Here is a 14,477-nt window from a genome sequence, read left to right on the forward strand (position 1 = left end):
AATCCTACGATGATATCGTCGATCACTGCTGTGATGCGTGGAACAGCCTCGTCGAACAACCCTGGCGCATAATGTCCATCGGGCTGCGCGAATGGGCCTATCGGTTCTAATCAACGCGGGTTGGTATTAGACCCGAGAGTGACTATCTCCCGCCGCAAGCTGGAAAAGCGGCGCGAGCTTAATTTTTACTCCGATGAGGACTACGCGGCCGGCTTGGCCAAGCTCGAAGCCTCCCCGAGTGAAATTCAGAAAATCTTGATGCGCCTCAATGAGGCGGAAGACGCGGACACGGAAGCGAGAAGCGACGCGCGCGACGCCGAGCGCGCATTGTGCGAGACGCCGCCGACGACGCGCGCGGGAGCCCTGCGGCTGCTCCGCCACCTCGCTGACTTCCTCGACGAGGACGAAGTGGTCAATGACCTTTACGTCGGCGACGTCGTGGGCGACGCCATCCGCAACGTCGTCGCCTTGCTGGAGCGGGAGGCGCTGTCATGAGCAACATTACCAAGCTTGCAGACGTGCGCGACCGTCGGCGCGGCAAAGTCCCGCATTATGTCGACGTGCTGTCCTTTATGAAGCGGCGGAAACCAAAGGGCACAGGGATTGATTGTTGGGCCGTGAAGCCATCGGGAAGCTATTCCCGTGACTACGAAACCGGGCGCGCGCTTGGGCGCGAATATCTGGCGTTCATTGGACGATATCCCACGAACGGCAACGCCACTCTCCTAAATTGCATCGTGCGCGATATGGCGGAGCGTGGCCGAGTTGGCGGGTTAGAATTCGGTTTCCTCAACTGCGTTAATGAATATGCCATGTTCGCCGCGTCGACTGTGGCCAGTGTGGAGGCGCGCCGATGACTGACCTGAGCAACGACAAGTCGCGGCTCCACCGCCTGCCGCTTTCCACCATCATTGCGATGACATGGCGGCTCAAGCTCGCGCGGTTCTTCTTTTGGCTCGCGCGCGTGACCGACACATACGACGGCGCGGCCACGCGAATGTCCCGGCGCATCGTTGAGAGCGTCGCGCGCGGCGCCGTCAAGTCGGACGATTTGCGGAGAAGGTTGAGGCCGTGACTTACGACCGCGCCGCGATCATGCGGGACACCCACAAACGATTCCGAGACGGCAAGCGCCTCGGGGTCGGCTGGACGTTCGGGCAATGCCTGCGGCGAAAGATCGGCGCAACGCTCATGCCCGACGATTCGCGGCGTAAGGTGTGACGGACTAGGCTTTCTACACGTCGCCGGTTTTGATCTCCTCTTTGCCGGCGCAGAACGCCCCGACCGTGGATGTAACGGCGGGGCGTTCAACTATTTTGAGTAGTGGATTGTGGCGCGCATGAGCGCTCTGGCGTTCTTGTTCCGGCCCGTGCATATTGAGGCATGGCACATCGCGAACGATGGACATCCGGTATTCAATGCCTTGGATGTGGGGCCACAGGAACGGCTGCGTTTTCAGAGGAAGACCATCCCTATGAGACAGGCGATACGGGGCGAATAGTATTTTTTTGCACCCCTGGATTTGAGGTGGTTCCTGGCGAACGGCATTCCGAAAAAACGCGCATCATCTGTTCAAAATGCAAAACGGTGGTCCACAGCCCAGATCAGCGAAGACCCTCCTAAACGCCCACGACCTCGGCACCCCCGCGCGATTGTCTGCGCGACCGCCTTGGCGTCGGCACCTGAGAGCGGGTTCTTGGGCTAAACGGCGCGGCAAAAAAGCGTGTTACGTCAGATCGCGGATAACATGATCGAGTGCGCCGAGGGCTGTATGAGCGGTTGCGCGGTCGCATGTTTGTTGCCGGCGAATAGCACGCCCTGGGTGAATAAGGTTTCGGAAATTTTGAGCAAGGCGCGCAGCCGTTGGCGTGTCGCCTTTGATAATGCCGAGTCGTTCGGCTACTAAGATATACTTTTCCAGTCCCCACTTATTTATGTCGTTGTCCAGCTCATTTCGCTCGGATCCGGCCTTCGCTGCATCGAGAACCTCCTCCTTTGTGCGAGGTGGCTCCCGAAGCTTCCATAGCAATAACGCTTCGATGGCGGCACCCGCGAGGACGATCGACGCCTTCCACTCGGAATTAGCAAAAGCCCGGTGCGCCGCGCCGAGGTCACGGCGAATGCTGTCGCGAAGATCAGTGTCACTAATGAAGGAAAGTTCGCTCGTGGTCGGTGGGGGGTATTCGTCGGGGCAAGTTACTAAGACGCGCCGCAAAACAGACACGACATCAGTCCCGTCGACAAGTTCCATATTGCCGATGGGACCTCTCGCGGTCCAAACGGCGAGGTGAAATTCTATTGTGCTGATCGCAAGAACGAAGCGCGCGTAGTCGCTGGCGGAAACGCCAAGTAATTCCTGGGGAATGGCCTTTGCTAAAGCAACGATCCCTGTCAATTTCGAGCCGTGCTGGGCCTGTAGCCAGCCGTCTCCGCCATGACCACGCGCAACGTGAGGAAACAATGCGTCAATGGTCTGAACAACCTGACTGGGCATTACTGCGGGCATGCGCGATCCACGATGTTAGTCTGTTCTGGTCGCTCATACTCGCCAACCGACTGCGGCTACTGATGACGACCGCACATGCCGTTAGCATAGCATTAACTCTCGCGGCCGGCTGCGGTTGCCCGCATCGCCCGGCCGGCGACGACCGGGTTTTTTCAGGAGCGATCGGCTTGCATTCGGGGCATGGACGCCTAATTGAGCCGCAGGCCATCGGCCCTATGGGTTGACGCCGCCCTCACTTAGCAGCCCGGTCAGCAATGGCCGGGTTTTTTCGTGCGTGAGCGGTTCACGAGAACGCACGACATTGATGAACTGGCGGGCGTTTCCTGTTCCTCAAAGGGCAACGCCTAATGCTTCGCAAGGCGCTCTATCGCGTCGACAAATGCCTCAGGCGCAGTCCTTACGCGCCGCAAAACACGCGCCGGCAATTTTCCCAGGACCCGAACCGCAGACGAAGCAGCGAAGACTCTAAAACTGGACACAATGCGTTGCATGGGCGACTCCAATTGAGCTGCGCCCAATTCGGGCGCTCGCCTAGCCCCGAATGATCGTCATGCAACTTCCTTAAAATTTTCGTTGCTCGACTTTGCGGCTTCCGTCAGCGCCCGCGCGATCGTCTGTGCGACGTGCTTCGCGTCCCTGGCCGGTAGCCGCTTGACTAGCCCTCGCCGGGTCGGCTCGCCTTCGAAATAGACGTAGGCGAGCGCGACGCCGTTCGCGTCTTCGATGGCGAAGGACTCGGGCGTCGGGGCCGGACAGGCGCTCATTTGGCTCTGGAGAACTACCCTCGAACTCCGATCGTCGCAGTCGGCGTGCGCATTTGATAAGACCGCCGGTCTGAGCCACCGCTTGTAAAGCGCAATGCTCCCTTGGCGACGCCGAAACTCGCTTTCCTGAAATCCGACGGCCCCGAATAGACGAAATTATCGAGGGCCACGCTCGAGTTTGGACCGACGCTCAAATTGGTGTCGTCCTTCAGCACGATCTTCGCCAGAGAATCTGCAACAGTCGTCACGATTTCCCTGCCGAAAACGTCCTCTCCCTGGTTAATGTCCACGACTTGCATCTGGATTTTGCCAGTTACCCTATTGCGAACATGGCGGGCGACTCCGATCTGTTCCCCCGCGTCAGCTGACGTCGCCATAAGCAGAGACGCGAACGCGGCAATGAAGGCTGCATGCGCAAAGTTCTTCAAAGGTCTGGCGCAAGATTGACTGGCGCATGAATGAGTCATCATTTCTTTATCCTCCGGCTCTTGGCTATTTTTTATAGCATGAACCGTCTTGAGGATGTGCGCGAGAGTAACCCGCTAACTGTCTGACGAGGCGAAGGACGCGGCATGCGCAAGCCGGTCTGGATGACAACAGAAATGTCTCCCTAATTCTCCCCCGTAGCTCGGCGAACGTACGCCTGCTGCGAATAAAACTGATTTACGAAGCGCAGGAAGCGCCGCCTTTTCTCGTTGTCAGCAAAAACGAAGTCGACACGTTCGGTCGAGGTCAAATAAAGCCGAACCATGCGACTATCTATTGCGTCGATCCGAGAGAGGCTCCTTCCCGGGATTTTTCTGCGCCACAGAACAGGAAAACCGAGATGCGGAAAGATCCGACGTGGGATGGAAAAACCATTTTCGTCGGCCCACAGCCCCAGCGCTTCCGCCAGAAAGCCTTGCAGTCCCAAAAGAGCCATGAGCCCGAGCGTCAGGCGCATTTCCGGCGCCAGATTGAATTCTTCACAATTCGTTTTGTCGCAATAAATTAAGCCCAGAACAAAGGCTGCGCCGAATACGAACCACGAGACGCAGCTTCTCCAAGACCGAATGACCATCGCAGCTCCCCCAAGCTGTAACTTGACTTACTCCAATGGAGTTAAAATTGCCTAAGAATTAGCCGCTGGCAATCAGGCTGTAGCGGTAACCATGTATGATTAAGTGATTTTTTGCTGACCTCCCACGTGTCATGGAGGCTGACGGGAGTGTCGATGAAACGAGATATGCGCCGTTCCGCGCGTCCGACCAGCGAAGAGGTCATTGCGGAGTATTCGACGGCGACCGCCAAGGATGAAAACCCGGATGTGCCGCTTTCCGCACTCGCCGAGGTCGCGAAGGCGCGCGGCCTTCATGGGCATGTTCTTTGCGTCTGCCCAAGCCGAAATTGATAATATGGTAGCGGCGAAGACGGAGCCGATGCGCCGGCATGACGCAGTCCTCGTGCACAATCTCCGGTCGCCTGGCCTCGACGCCGAAGTTTGGGTTTACGGCTGGAGGGAGGTCGCGCGTTGTCGCCACCATGATCGCAGACGGGGGCAAAATACTCGTTAGCGCTGGATCACCGCCGACCATCCATGCCCTTCAATTCGACCCCAAGCGCCATAGTTCTCCATTAGAAGAATAGGGAGGACCCTATGCGCAAAATTCTAACTTCTGGCGCAGTTCTAGCAGCAGCGATGTTGTGGGCGTCAATGGCGCAAGCAGGAACATGGCACCACGGCCGGTATGTGCCGGATTATGGAGGGCACTTCCGCTATCAGCACAGGGATTGGAGCGGTCACCACTACTATGGCTACGGTGGAGGCAGGCACTTTGGCGGTCCCTGCTGGGTATGGGATCAAGGCCATTGGGTTTGGGTTTGCCGGTGACGCCCAACCGTTCGCATAAAAGACGCCCGCCATGTTTGGCGGGCGTTCTCTTTGCAATTAAAGCTTCGCGCCGCAAGGACGCCTATGAGGCGCTGCACCCGGAGACAAAACACGGTGCAATAGGTGGCGGCCACTGTTCCCGAGAGAGCCCCATTGCTTCGCGGCTCTTGGCTTGTTCCGTCCGCCCCCTTAGGACGGGGCTCGACGCGCTCTTTCCAGGCTCCACACGAGCAGGCTTGCGCCAAGAATCATAAATAACCGACTCTCGATTTCGTAGCCGTGCAGTAAGGCAACCGCACCCGCCAAGCCTAAAATCATCGTCGCCGCTCCGCTCTCCGCCCCCTGTGGTTTTCCCACGCGCGGCGGATTTACTCTTGGAAAATGGCCTTGTTGGGGCTCGCAGCGCGCTGGCCGTGGGCGCATTTTCGCCCTTGCCCGCCGTTCGATAGCCGGAAGCGCCAAAAACTCGCCAGCGGCCCGCGCTGCCTCGGCGTGAGCATAGTGCCAGTGCCTATGCGCCTCGCGCATGATCGCCGCGCGGTTGATCTACCTGCCTTTCGCTCCGCGAGGAACCGCTCGACCGCCTCCGCGAAGTCCGGCGCAAGCCTTTTCGAGCCCGGCTGAAAAATCGGATCGGCGTCGCCGCCGCAAAAGCGCGCTATCCGCGCACGAAAGACTTCGGCGCATGGTGGGACGCGCAAGGGTTCGAGATGAACGCGCATGACCGTCGAGCTCTTGTTGCGATGGGGCAGGACATGGCACGCGCGCGCGAAGTGCTGACTGCAACAGAGCGTCGGTCGATCGAAACGCTTTACACTCTCGAATTTAAGCAACTTACGAATGTTCGTAAGTCACCCAAAGAGCCTCACGAGCCGAAGCCGCGCCTCGGGACGCGCAACGCGGGGCGTAGAGATTCCGAAATCGCCGCTGACCTTTTGACGCGCCGGCGCGAAGGCGATTATGCACCATTGAATGCGTGCGGCGCTCGTCGCTATGGGGCAGGACATGGCTCGCGCTCGCGAAGTGCTAATGACGACAGAGCGGTGGTCTATTGAGCTGGTCTATCGGAAAGAATTTCAACTTCGGAGCGCTCCGAAGTCACCTTCCCCCAAGTCAGCGACGCCGAAGAAGCCCGAAGACGCAATCGCGCAGAGCAATCGTGTCGCCGCGAAGTTGCTAAGCCCTGCCCGCCGCACTCGCCTCGATTTCGGCGATACGCTTCACAAGCCGCTGCTCGAGCGCGTCGGCGAGCGCGCTAAAATCTTTGCCGCGAAATTCCGGCTTGTCAGAAAGTCCGTCGATCAGCTCTTGCCGAAACCACGCAATGGCCGCAGCGCGCACGCCTTCAGGCTGCTTCGCGGCGAGCAACGCCGTTGTATCGATCGTGCGCTTGATCGATGCTTTGACACCATCGAGGCCGAGTAAATCAGCGACCGGATCGTGCGCCGCCATGTCAGCGCCTATTGTTCCGGTCGGCGAGAATGCCAGGCATTTGCTTGCCAAAGCTCGCGAGCCGCTTTTCGACGTGAAGGATAATCTCGCCGTCACTCATGGTGCGCGCCGTCACTTCGACTGGCGCATTATTGTTGATCGTGATCTTTGGCGCGTTACCCCGCATGGCGACCGGGATGGACCGACCGTCTGGTAGCGGGACATAGGCTTCCGGAGACCGCCCTTCGCCAAACATAGCGAGCTGCGGACTGTCCGCGATCCCGCCGCCGGCATAGCGCCGCAGCGGCAGCGGGCCTGCGCTCGTCATGATGCCGCCGTCGGCGAAATGGAACGGCGATCCGGAAAAAAGCGCCCCGCCGCTGAAGTAGCCTGTAGACTTCCCGCCTCCGAACATGCCCCCGAGCGCGCTGGCGCCGCCCTTAATGAGGCCGCCAAGCAAGCCGCTGTCGCCGCCCTTGCCAGTGCCAAAGAGGCTGTCAGTTATGCTGCGCGAAGCGATATCGATCACTCTGCGCTTCATCTGATCGAGCGCGCTGTTTAAGAGATCGGCGGCGTCTTTGCCGGACCGCAGATCGTTCGCCATAGACGAAAACACGTCCTTGGATATGTCGCGAACGTCTCGCAACGTATCGGGCAAGTCTTCCACTCCAGCCTTTGCGGCCCTTTGGATGCGCTCTTTCGCTAACCCGGCTCCCGCGCGATGCGCTTTAGCCGCCTCGGCGCGCTGTTCGAACCGCGCCCTTGACGTGCCGGCCGCTTCCGGCTGAGCAATCCCGGATTCGCTCAACGGAATGAGCCGGCCCTTGAACGGCGTCTCGCCGGTCACAAGCTCCCGAACCGTATCGAACGGATGCAGAAAGCCGCGCATGACGGCCTGCAGATTTAGCGAATCGGACACCGCCTGCGCGATCGAGCCGACGATTTCATACCAGCCGAGCTTCAACGACGCGACCGGGTCGCCCAAGTCCTGAAACGCCTTCAAGAGCTTGTCGCTGGCGATCGCCGCGGCCTGATCGATCTGCAATTGCGTCTCATGGGCGGCGCGCGCCGCCTGGTCGAGATGGTCGCCCGTGCGGCCCGTCGCCTCGGCGAGCCTGCCCATGGACGCCGCGCCGCTTTCAATGGAGTCGAACAACTTGCGCCCGGCGTCTTCGCCAAACAGCGCCTGCGCCAGATTGAGCCCCTCGGCGCGCGGCAAATCCTGTATCTTGCGCTCGACGATATCAATGAATTCGCCGGCGGTCCTGGCTCTGTCGGCGACCTTCAGGAAGCCGGCGTCGATTTTCTCCAACGCGCTTTTGACCGCGCCTTCATTTCGGGCGAACTGCTCGAACTGTTGCGAGGCGTTGGCGAAAGCGCCCACCGCGCTCTTTTCGTCCAACCCAGCGCCGGCTCCGACAATCTTCGCGCCCTGAATTTGCTCGGCCGATAGACCGGATAGTTTCGCAGTTTCGCCGATCTTGGCGAGAGCGCTTTCGGCTTTCAGCGCTGCGACTTCGATCCCAGCGACGGCCGCTGTCAGTTGGACAGCAATGCCGATCGGCGAAGTGAGCGCGCGCACCGCGCCAGCGCCGAACGAGCGCAGCGCGCCGGCCGCGCCAGCCCCGGACGATCCGAAAATATCGGCGATTTGGCTGCCTTGCTGAAACAGAACCGTCAACGGCGACTGTCCGCCGGCGAGCGACACGCCCACGTCCTGAAATTGTCTGCTTAGATTTATCCATTCGTGACGGGCAAGCCCCGTGGCGCGCGCATTGTCGTTGACCGCAGAAGTTAGCCGCCGGTGGCGCTCGGTAGCAAGATCAAGCACCCGCTGCGCGTCGGCCTGTGTCCGCACCCCGGCGGCGACTGCGGCGTTGGCCCTGACATAGGTCGACGCCACCTGGGAAGCGCTGCGCGCCTGCGCATCGAGGCTCTTTTCCAGCCGGTCGAATGAGCGCGCCGCTTCCTTGGCCTCTTTCGACAGGCCCTGCATTGCAGCGTCGCCCGTTTGGCCGATCTTACGCAGCGCGGCCTGGATTTTCTCGTCGCCTTCGACGCCGAGGCGCAGCGTGACGCTTGCTTTAGCGGCCATTGGTTAGTCCTTCCCGTTCAATCAGTCGGCGATGCGCCCAAGTCGCTGGCGAACGGCAGCGCGAAGCCGCCGCCCGCCTTGTCGTAGGAGACGCGTCAACAATCACGCGGTCGACCGCGTGGCCAGTCACGCCGATCCGCCGAGCATTTTGAACAGACCCTTCGTTTCTGCGCGTTTGAAGGCCGCGAAGTCTTCGAAGCAAAGGAATTCACCACGGATCTTCGGATCGCGGTCGAATTCGGCCCTAAGCGTCTCGTTCGTGAGCTCATGCGATGCAGTGACAGCATGGGCCGGCGTGGGCGCGGCAACATGGCCTCGTCGCTGCGCAACTGCGGCGTAATTTGTTTCGGCGAGGGCGAGCCTTTCGGCTGCGGCGAGCGCGGTTTCATCGAAAGTCATTTTGTTTGCCTCCAGAGTGCGTGAACGAGCGCGCGGCCAGCCGGTCATGTGAACTGACCGCGCGCCCGACCGTCGGCGGGAAACTGAACCGCCGCCGGAATTCGTCATTCGGCCGCCTGCAGACGCTCGGCGACGCCATCGCGCAGCGCCCGCGCCTTTGCGCGAAGCGGCGTGACGATAAGCTTGTCGGCCGCGATCGGCGCGGCATGGATGGCGCATTCCTCGCCAACGAGACCGGCGTTTCTCTGCGTCAATAATCCGCCCTCGAAGGTGCAAACGTGAAGCGCGCGTGAGACGGCAGCGCCGCCCATTCTCGCGAGGTGCGGCGGACATACCGTCTGTTCGAAAACATCGGGCGTGGCGTTGAAAAGCCCATTGCTTAAGATCGCCCGCGCGATGTCTTCTTTGGTCGCCGCCGACGGCGGCATTCCGGCACTCCCCGGCTTCGCGATGTGGGTTTCCTCGGGAATTACCTTCAGGAGATTGCTGAAGGCTTCCGCGACCGGCGCGAGTGTCTTTTCCAACTCTTTCGACGCCGCCTCGATAGCCGACGCATCGCGCTCATGTTCGCTGGCCAGGCGTTCGCGTTCGGATTTATCGCGCGCGCGTTCGATGCGCTCGACCAGCTCCAATTCGGCAAGTTCGAGCCTTTCGAGGCGAATTTGCGCGAGATTGGCGTCGGCGTCCAGTTTCGCAATGTCTGCGTCGGCCATGTCGCTGAGCAGCGCGTCAGCTCGCCGGGCGCCGTGGCTCTCGACGACGGTTTCAAATTCTTTTCGCTCGGCGCGTAGACGGGCGAGGCTCGCCTCCATTTCCGCGATCTGCGACGCGGGCGCCGACTTCTTCGTCTTCAGAAAATCCAGAACGCTCATTGCGCCTCTCCGATTTCACTTTCGGGAGAAGCTTCGTCTGGAAATTTATGCAATCGCAAGCAGCCGCAATTGCATTTTTTGGCTATGTCGATAATTCGGCGCGCCTTCAATCCCTCGCCATTGCGTGAGCAGGCGATCCGGTGGAGCGCCTGGCGCTGCGGCGAGCCGTCAACTATGCGCGCCCACCTTTCGCGAGGCCACGCTGTGCTGAGATAGCGATTGAGGTCCCGCGCGAGAGCCGCAGCGCGTCTCGTCAACGGGCCTTCGTAAATCTCCAACGCCGTGACGATCGCGCTCGTCCGCTCTTGTGCCGCCATCTCAGCCGCACGGCGGCGCAGCTCGGCGGCCCGAGACTCGTGCTCTTCGGCTTGGCGGAGAAGGATGTCGGGCGGCGTCATCGCTCGCGAACGCCGCCCTTCTTGCTGCGAGCCCCCTTGGCGTCTTCGGCCGCGCGTTTCCAGTCGATGCGCAGACCCATCGCGCGCGGCCAAATAGGCGGATCGTCCGCATGCTCATACGGGCCAACGCCGATCCGGCGCATGAGGTCTTCCGCGCGCTCGGCGAACAGCGTGGGCATGGTCTGTTCGACCCTCTTCGCCGTCTCGATTGTCGCCCCTGCGTCATCCGCGGCTATTGCGGCAAGGGCTCCCACATCGCGAACGAGCGACAGAACGGCAAAAAGAATGCCCCGGTCGAAGTGATTTTCACAGTCGCGCACCGGAATAAGCCAACCGGGACATTCCGGCGCTTGGACACTCGAAACCGGCCTTGCGCCAGGGGGGCGCTCGCTCGCCATGCCGTGCCAACAAGTGACGCTGAAACTCGCCCTCCCGGGAGCTTTGGCAAATGGCCGGACTTCATCTTTCTAACGACCAACGTGCGTGAAACCCCCTCGCGCCGGGCAAATTCAGCTGGGGTTAGGCCATCGCCTGGTTTATCGCTCATTTTTGGACGATCCTCTTTTTTGAGCAGAGAAGCCCGCTGAGCGCGATAGAGCGTCGCACGCTATGCAGGCGGCTTGGCTTTGCGAAAGACGCACGGGGGGCCGGTTTCTGGCTCGGGAAACGAAGCGAAACACCTTTTTGACCCTCGCACCTACAGAAACCCCGTGCCCCCGCTTTACCCGTATTGCCCCAATCGCCAGAAGGACCCGCGAGGGGGGGTATGGCCAGTCATGGCCTCGCCCTCTCTGCTTCGATCGCCGCGACGAGGCGGGCGACGCGCGCGCCGGGCCAAAGGGCGCGGCATAGGCGCGCCGTATGCAGCTCGTCGTCGCCCTCTGCCCCACCTGCGAAGGTGTGGCGTTGCAAGGTGAGGCAGCGGGGCGTTTGCCTTGCCCCACCACCACCCCATAAGGGGTGTGGGGTGTGGCGGGGCGCCGCGAGCGATGTTTTGTAGGTGGGGCAGTTAGTCATTGGCTGGCGTCCCCACTTCGACATAGATGCGGGTGTTCCGCTTGTCGTCTTTGCCATCGACTTCGACGAGCGCGCCGGTCGATTTCCAGATTTTCAGAAGCCCGTTGATTTTGGCGCGATGGCGTTTGTCGCTCACGTCCAGCTTCATCGCCTTTGCGACGGCCTTGCCTACCCAATCTTCCGCTTGGACGTTGGCTCGCCATTTGCCTTTATCGACTTCCTCTTGCACAGCGCGCAGATCGTGAACCGAAACGTTATCAAGTGGGTCGGGCCACTCCCAAGGCGTCGCGACTCCGACAAGGTCGTCTGGTCCGCCGTTGCCATTACCCAGGGAAACGGAAGCAAGATGAAACCACTCGCTCTTGTCCGATTGGGGCGCGAGATTCGCCTTGGCGTCGTCGACACGGAAATAGAGCCTTCGATTTTCGACGCCCGCTTTGGCCGCTTCGTCCACCGTCATGACGTTGAGCACGCGCAAATGGCGAACGGCTCCTATCAGTGACGACGCGCCGCGAGCGTCTTCGGCGGTGACTTCAGCGCCGCCCGTCTTCCTTACGTGATGCACAAGATCGATTGCGCAGCCGGTTACGTCGGCGATCTTCGCCCACGTTTTCGCGACTGCATCGATGGCGTTATTGTCGTTTTCGGTAACGCGGTGAGACGAAACGAACGGATCTATGCGCACGACATCGATGCAGTCTGCGACGATGGCGGCGATGACGGCTTCGACGACTGGCGTGGCGATAGTGAATCCGTTGCGCACCATATGCGCGATGATGATTTCCTGCTCACGCCCGCTGTCGAGAAAGAGGCGGTCGCCGATGTCTTCCTCCTTCACGCCATAGTGCAGGCAAATCGCCGCGATGCGTTTTTCGAGTTCGTCGCGCGGGTCTTCGCCATTCCAAGACCAGACCCGCAGCGGCGCGATGATGCGCTGGCCCAACAGGTCGCACCCCGTCGACATCGCCACGTCCTCGGCGAGTCCGAGTATGGACTTGCCGACACCTCCCGCCGCAACGGTTGCGCTGACAAATTTTCGAATGAGGTGACGGCCATACTGCCATTGCCTTGTCTGCATTGACGCCGGGTCGCGCCAGATGAATGGCGACGGCTTGATGATGATTGGCGGCTTTGACTGCTCCACGTGAATGCGCGCATCGTGCGTCAACTGTTCGCGCTCCGCGCCGTTGGCGGAGTCGCCAGGGGTGAAGCGGGCGACGATGCGCCCGCCCTTGTGTGGCTCTGGCGTCATTGTCGTTTGTCCCGCAATAAGTCGTTGGCGTCTTTGAAGCCGTCAGGCGGCGTCCAAATCGCGACGTCATGCCCCGCGGCAGCCCAGCGCGGCCCCGCGTCGCGCCACGCGGACTGCGAAGCGCCGGCGTCATTCTCGCCGGAGATGGTGATTTGCCCCCAATGGAAGGGCGGCTCGAAAGTTCGGAACCGGCCCGCGCCGGCAAGCGCGACGCAGCCCTGAAATCCAAGCTTGCGCATGGCGAGCGCCGTCTCGACGCCTTCCGCGATCGTCGCGCTTCCGGCATAAAAGCTCTCGAAAATCGAGCTCCAGAAGACGACGGCGTTCTCCATCGCGCCGAGTGACCGGCGCTCGACCTTGCGACCATGATCGTCGAGACGGATTCGCTGAACCGCGATGATCAATTCCGGATCGCGCAAGACTTGGCTCTCGACTTCGTCCAGATCCCCGAGCCGCCCGCAGACGCCCATGATGGCGCGCGCGTCGCGTAGGGCGCAGATCAGCGCCGGCGATCGGGTAAGCTTGTCGCCATCACGAAACGGGCAAGCCGAATGGGAAACGCAGCGTCAATGCGAGCGCATCGTCGAGAACGCCAGACAATCCGCGCTCGATGGCAAGGTAATGCTCGCCGAGCGTGCCGCGCGGGTCTGTCGCCTCGAAAAAGAGCGTGCGCGCCTTGTCGCGCGTGCGCGTGTCGGGATCGTGCAAAACTGGCGAGGTCGGCCGCGCAGCGCGTTCGACGGGATCGCGGGCCAGGCCCAGCCGGCCGCGCACATAATCCTTGCAATCGCGCCAATCGTCGCCAGCGAAGGACTTCGCAACGAAGCCGTCCGGCGCTGTTGGCGACATACGCACGGCGAGACTGCGGTCGCGTCTGCTATGTCCCGGTCCAGGGCAAAGGACCTGCCCGTTGCTGACTTCGCCGCCAAGGGCGTGCGCGATCTGACGAAGGTTCACGATCGGGGGCGCCGTCATCAGACAGCCCTCCCGTTGCGCCGTAGAATTTCGTCAAATGCTTCCGCGCAAGACCAGTCGTCATCAAAGAGAAGTGGCAACCGGTTGTGAGCTGACTGCGGCGGTAAACAGAAGACAGTTACGCGCGCGGGCGGTAAATTCGGTCCCTGGTTCCTCGCGATCGTCATGAGCTTGTAGCCAGGCCCGGGAGCGCCGTGGCTACGCATCGCCTCTTCACGAGGCGTTGCCTCTCTCAGGCGGTATCTGCGTTCCGGATGCAGCCCGAAATATAGGCGGTCGATTTTCTCACCCGCATCATGCGCGGGAGACGCTTGCGTCCCTGCCCTGGCGGCGCGCGGCTCGAACCTATCTCGGTCGAAGGAAGCGCTCATGACTGCGCCTCCGCGACAATCGCATCGAGCGCAGCCCCAAGAACGCCGGCGGGACGGCCCGCTCCGTCGCGCGTCAGAGCAGCCCGGATTGCAGCTTCAGGCGTTCCGAATTGCAGCGCCAAGGAGAGACAAACAGCCGCATCGCGAGCATCGTCTGCGGCATCGTTTGATGGCTTTGGAGCGTCGATAAAAAGCTCTGCAAGCCTTCCATCGGGGAAGCAGGAGAAGGTCGCGGTATAGGCAGAGCCACGAAATTCAAAGCCGATGGTTTCGCGCGCGCGGCGGTTTGGGAGGCGGTGGCGTTTCATCGCGCGCGCTCCCCGAGGAAGACCACCAACGTCTCGATGCTGTCGCCGCGCGCGCCGGTCGCGTCGTCGCGCCAGCGCCAGCTCAGACGATTCACGCGAAGCCGTGGCCATCTGCGGGCGAGCGCGGCCCGGCTCGGCAGCAACGCTTGCGAGGGGGAAGCAGTGGGCTTATGGTTCGAAGTGCAAGCCGCCAAACCTTGCACCTTCAGGGAGCCGTTC

General features: G+C 61.1%; 17 protein-coding genes. 5 read left to right on the top strand and 12 right to left on the bottom strand.

Annotated features, from left to right (window positions below):
- The first annotated feature begins 138 nt into the window (after window positions 1–138).
- From QZ964_RS05095 to QZ964_RS05110, 4 genes are read left to right on the top strand one after another with little or no spacing between them, the layout of a single operon-like run.
- Window positions 139–495, top strand: a complete 357-nt coding sequence (locus tag QZ964_RS05095) for a hypothetical protein (protein WP_292529475.1) — start codon at window positions 139–141, stop codon at window positions 493–495.
- Window positions 492–857, top strand: a complete 366-nt coding sequence (locus tag QZ964_RS05100; RefSeq protein ID WP_292529478.1) for a hypothetical protein — start codon at window positions 492–494, stop codon at window positions 855–857. Before QZ964_RS05095 ends, QZ964_RS05100 begins: the two co-directional genes overlap by 4 nt.
- Window positions 854–1,075: a hypothetical protein gene (locus QZ964_RS05105; protein WP_292529481.1), complete on the top strand. Its 222-nt coding sequence runs from the start codon at window positions 854–856 to the stop codon at window positions 1,073–1,075. The genes QZ964_RS05100 and QZ964_RS05105 overlap by 4 nt, the downstream gene beginning before the upstream one ends.
- Complete coding sequence (locus QZ964_RS05110) at window positions 1,072–1,221, top strand: hypothetical protein (RefSeq protein ID WP_292529484.1); 150 nt, start codon at window positions 1,072–1,074, stop codon at window positions 1,219–1,221. The genes QZ964_RS05105 and QZ964_RS05110 overlap by 4 nt, the downstream gene beginning before the upstream one ends.
- Window positions 1,222–1,726: 505 nt before the next feature.
- On the opposite strand, the gene QZ964_RS05115 is transcribed toward QZ964_RS05110, so the two are convergent.
- From QZ964_RS05115 to QZ964_RS05130, 4 genes are all read right to left on the bottom strand, one after another.
- A complete protein-coding gene (locus tag QZ964_RS05115) occupies window positions 1,727–2,506 on the bottom strand; it encodes a hypothetical protein (protein WP_292529487.1) in 780 nt (259 codons plus the stop codon).
- Window positions 2,507–3,054: 548 nt separating this feature from the next.
- Window positions 3,055–3,270, bottom strand: coding sequence for a hypothetical protein (locus QZ964_RS05120; protein ID WP_292529490.1), 216 nt, complete (start codon window positions 3,268–3,270; stop codon window positions 3,055–3,057).
- 14 nt (window positions 3,271–3,284) lie between these two features.
- The gene (locus QZ964_RS05125; RefSeq protein ID WP_292529493.1) at window positions 3,285–3,569 is read right to left on the bottom strand and encodes a FecR domain-containing protein; all 285 of its coding nucleotides are present in this window, start codon (window positions 3,567–3,569) and stop codon (window positions 3,285–3,287) included.
- 311 nt (window positions 3,570–3,880) lie between these two features.
- Window positions 3,881–4,330: a hypothetical protein gene (locus tag QZ964_RS05130; protein WP_292529495.1), complete on the bottom strand. Its 450-nt coding sequence runs from the start codon at window positions 4,328–4,330 to the stop codon at window positions 3,881–3,883.
- A gap of 153 nt (window positions 4,331–4,483) precedes the next feature.
- Here QZ964_RS05130 and QZ964_RS05135 point away from each other — a divergent pair, with 153 nt between their 5' ends.
- Window positions 4,484–4,660, top strand: coding sequence for a hypothetical protein (locus tag QZ964_RS05135; RefSeq protein ID WP_292529498.1), 177 nt, complete (start codon window positions 4,484–4,486; stop codon window positions 4,658–4,660).
- Window positions 4,661–6,316: 1,656 nt separating this feature from the next.
- On the opposite strand, the gene QZ964_RS05140 is transcribed toward QZ964_RS05135, so the two are convergent.
- The 8 genes from QZ964_RS05140 to QZ964_RS05175 form a co-directional block, all read right to left on the bottom strand.
- Window positions 6,317–6,592 (bottom strand): hypothetical protein, encoded by a 276-nt coding sequence (locus QZ964_RS05140; RefSeq protein ID WP_292529501.1) that lies wholly within the window; start codon window positions 6,590–6,592, stop codon window positions 6,317–6,319.
- Between the two features lies 1 nt (window position 6,593).
- Window positions 6,594–8,666 carry a phage tail length tape measure family protein gene (locus QZ964_RS05145; protein ID WP_292529504.1) on the bottom strand — a complete coding sequence of 691 codons (2,073 nt, stop codon included), beginning with the start codon at window positions 8,664–8,666 and terminating at the stop codon, window positions 6,594–6,596.
- 126 nt (window positions 8,667–8,792) lie between these two features.
- Window positions 8,793–9,065: a hypothetical protein gene (locus QZ964_RS05150; RefSeq protein ID WP_292529507.1), complete on the bottom strand. Its 273-nt coding sequence runs from the start codon at window positions 9,063–9,065 to the stop codon at window positions 8,793–8,795.
- Window positions 9,066–9,169: 104 nt separating this feature from the next.
- Window positions 9,170–9,937 carry a hypothetical protein gene (locus QZ964_RS05155; protein WP_292529510.1) on the bottom strand — a complete coding sequence of 256 codons (768 nt, stop codon included), beginning with the start codon at window positions 9,935–9,937 and terminating at the stop codon, window positions 9,170–9,172.
- Between the two features lie 394 nt (window positions 9,938–10,331).
- Complete coding sequence (locus QZ964_RS05160) at window positions 10,332–10,655, bottom strand: hypothetical protein (RefSeq protein ID WP_292529513.1); 324 nt, start codon at window positions 10,653–10,655, stop codon at window positions 10,332–10,334.
- A gap of 689 nt (window positions 10,656–11,344) precedes the next feature.
- Window positions 11,345–12,604 (bottom strand): AAA family ATPase, encoded by a 1,260-nt coding sequence (locus QZ964_RS05165; protein WP_292529533.1) that lies wholly within the window; start codon window positions 12,602–12,604, stop codon window positions 11,345–11,347.
- Window positions 12,601–13,074: a toprim domain-containing protein gene (locus QZ964_RS05170; protein WP_292529536.1), complete on the bottom strand. Its 474-nt coding sequence runs from the start codon at window positions 13,072–13,074 to the stop codon at window positions 12,601–12,603. The genes QZ964_RS05165 and QZ964_RS05170 overlap by 4 nt, the downstream gene beginning before the upstream one ends.
- A 61-nt stretch (window positions 13,075–13,135) precedes the next feature.
- Window positions 13,136–13,579 carry a hypothetical protein gene (locus QZ964_RS05175; protein WP_292529539.1) on the bottom strand — a complete coding sequence of 148 codons (444 nt, stop codon included), beginning with the start codon at window positions 13,577–13,579 and terminating at the stop codon, window positions 13,136–13,138.
- Window positions 13,580–14,477 lie beyond the last annotated feature (898 nt).

It is taken from the genome of Methylocystis sp., assembly GCF_021731785.1.
GTDB lineage: Bacteria > Pseudomonadota > Alphaproteobacteria > Rhizobiales > Beijerinckiaceae > Methylocystis.

Coding starts and splice junctions, on each gene's coding strand:
- QZ964_RS05100 (WP_292529478.1), top strand. CDS start 492: ATGAGCAACATTACCAAGCTTGCAGACGTGCGCGACCGTCGGCGCGGC.
- QZ964_RS05105 (WP_292529481.1), top strand. CDS start 854: ATGACTGACCTGAGCAACGACAAGTCGCGGCTCCACCGCCTGCCGCTT.
- QZ964_RS05115 (WP_292529487.1), bottom strand. CDS start 2,506: ATGCCCGCAGTAATGCCCAGTCAGGTTGTTCAGACCATTGACGCATTG.
- QZ964_RS05120 (WP_292529490.1), bottom strand. CDS start 3,270: ATGAGCGCCTGTCCGGCCCCGACGCCCGAGTCCTTCGCCATCGAAGAC.
- QZ964_RS05125 (WP_292529493.1), bottom strand. CDS start 3,569: ATGCAAGTCGTGGACATTAACCAGGGAGAGGACGTTTTCGGCAGGGAA.
- QZ964_RS05130 (WP_292529495.1), bottom strand. CDS start 4,330: ATGGTCATTCGGTCTTGGAGAAGCTGCGTCTCGTGGTTCGTATTCGGC.
- QZ964_RS05135 (WP_292529498.1), top strand. CDS start 4,484: ATGAAACGAGATATGCGCCGTTCCGCGCGTCCGACCAGCGAAGAGGTC.
- QZ964_RS05140 (WP_292529501.1), bottom strand. CDS start 6,592: ATGGCGGCGCACGATCCGGTCGCTGATTTACTCGGCCTCGATGGTGTC.
- QZ964_RS05145 (WP_292529504.1), bottom strand. CDS start 8,666: ATGGCCGCTAAAGCAAGCGTCACGCTGCGCCTCGGCGTCGAAGGCGAC.
- QZ964_RS05150 (WP_292529507.1), bottom strand. CDS start 9,065: ATGACTTTCGATGAAACCGCGCTCGCCGCAGCCGAAAGGCTCGCCCTC.
- QZ964_RS05155 (WP_292529510.1), bottom strand. CDS start 9,937: ATGAGCGTTCTGGATTTTCTGAAGACGAAGAAGTCGGCGCCCGCGTCG.
- QZ964_RS05165 (WP_292529533.1), bottom strand. CDS start 12,604: ATGACGCCAGAGCCACACAAGGGCGGGCGCATCGTCGCCCGCTTCACC.
- QZ964_RS05170 (WP_292529536.1), bottom strand. CDS start 13,074: ATGGGCGTCTGCGGGCGGCTCGGGGATCTGGACGAAGTCGAGAGCCAA.
- QZ964_RS05175 (WP_292529539.1), bottom strand. CDS start 13,579: ATGACGGCGCCCCCGATCGTGAACCTTCGTCAGATCGCGCACGCCCTT.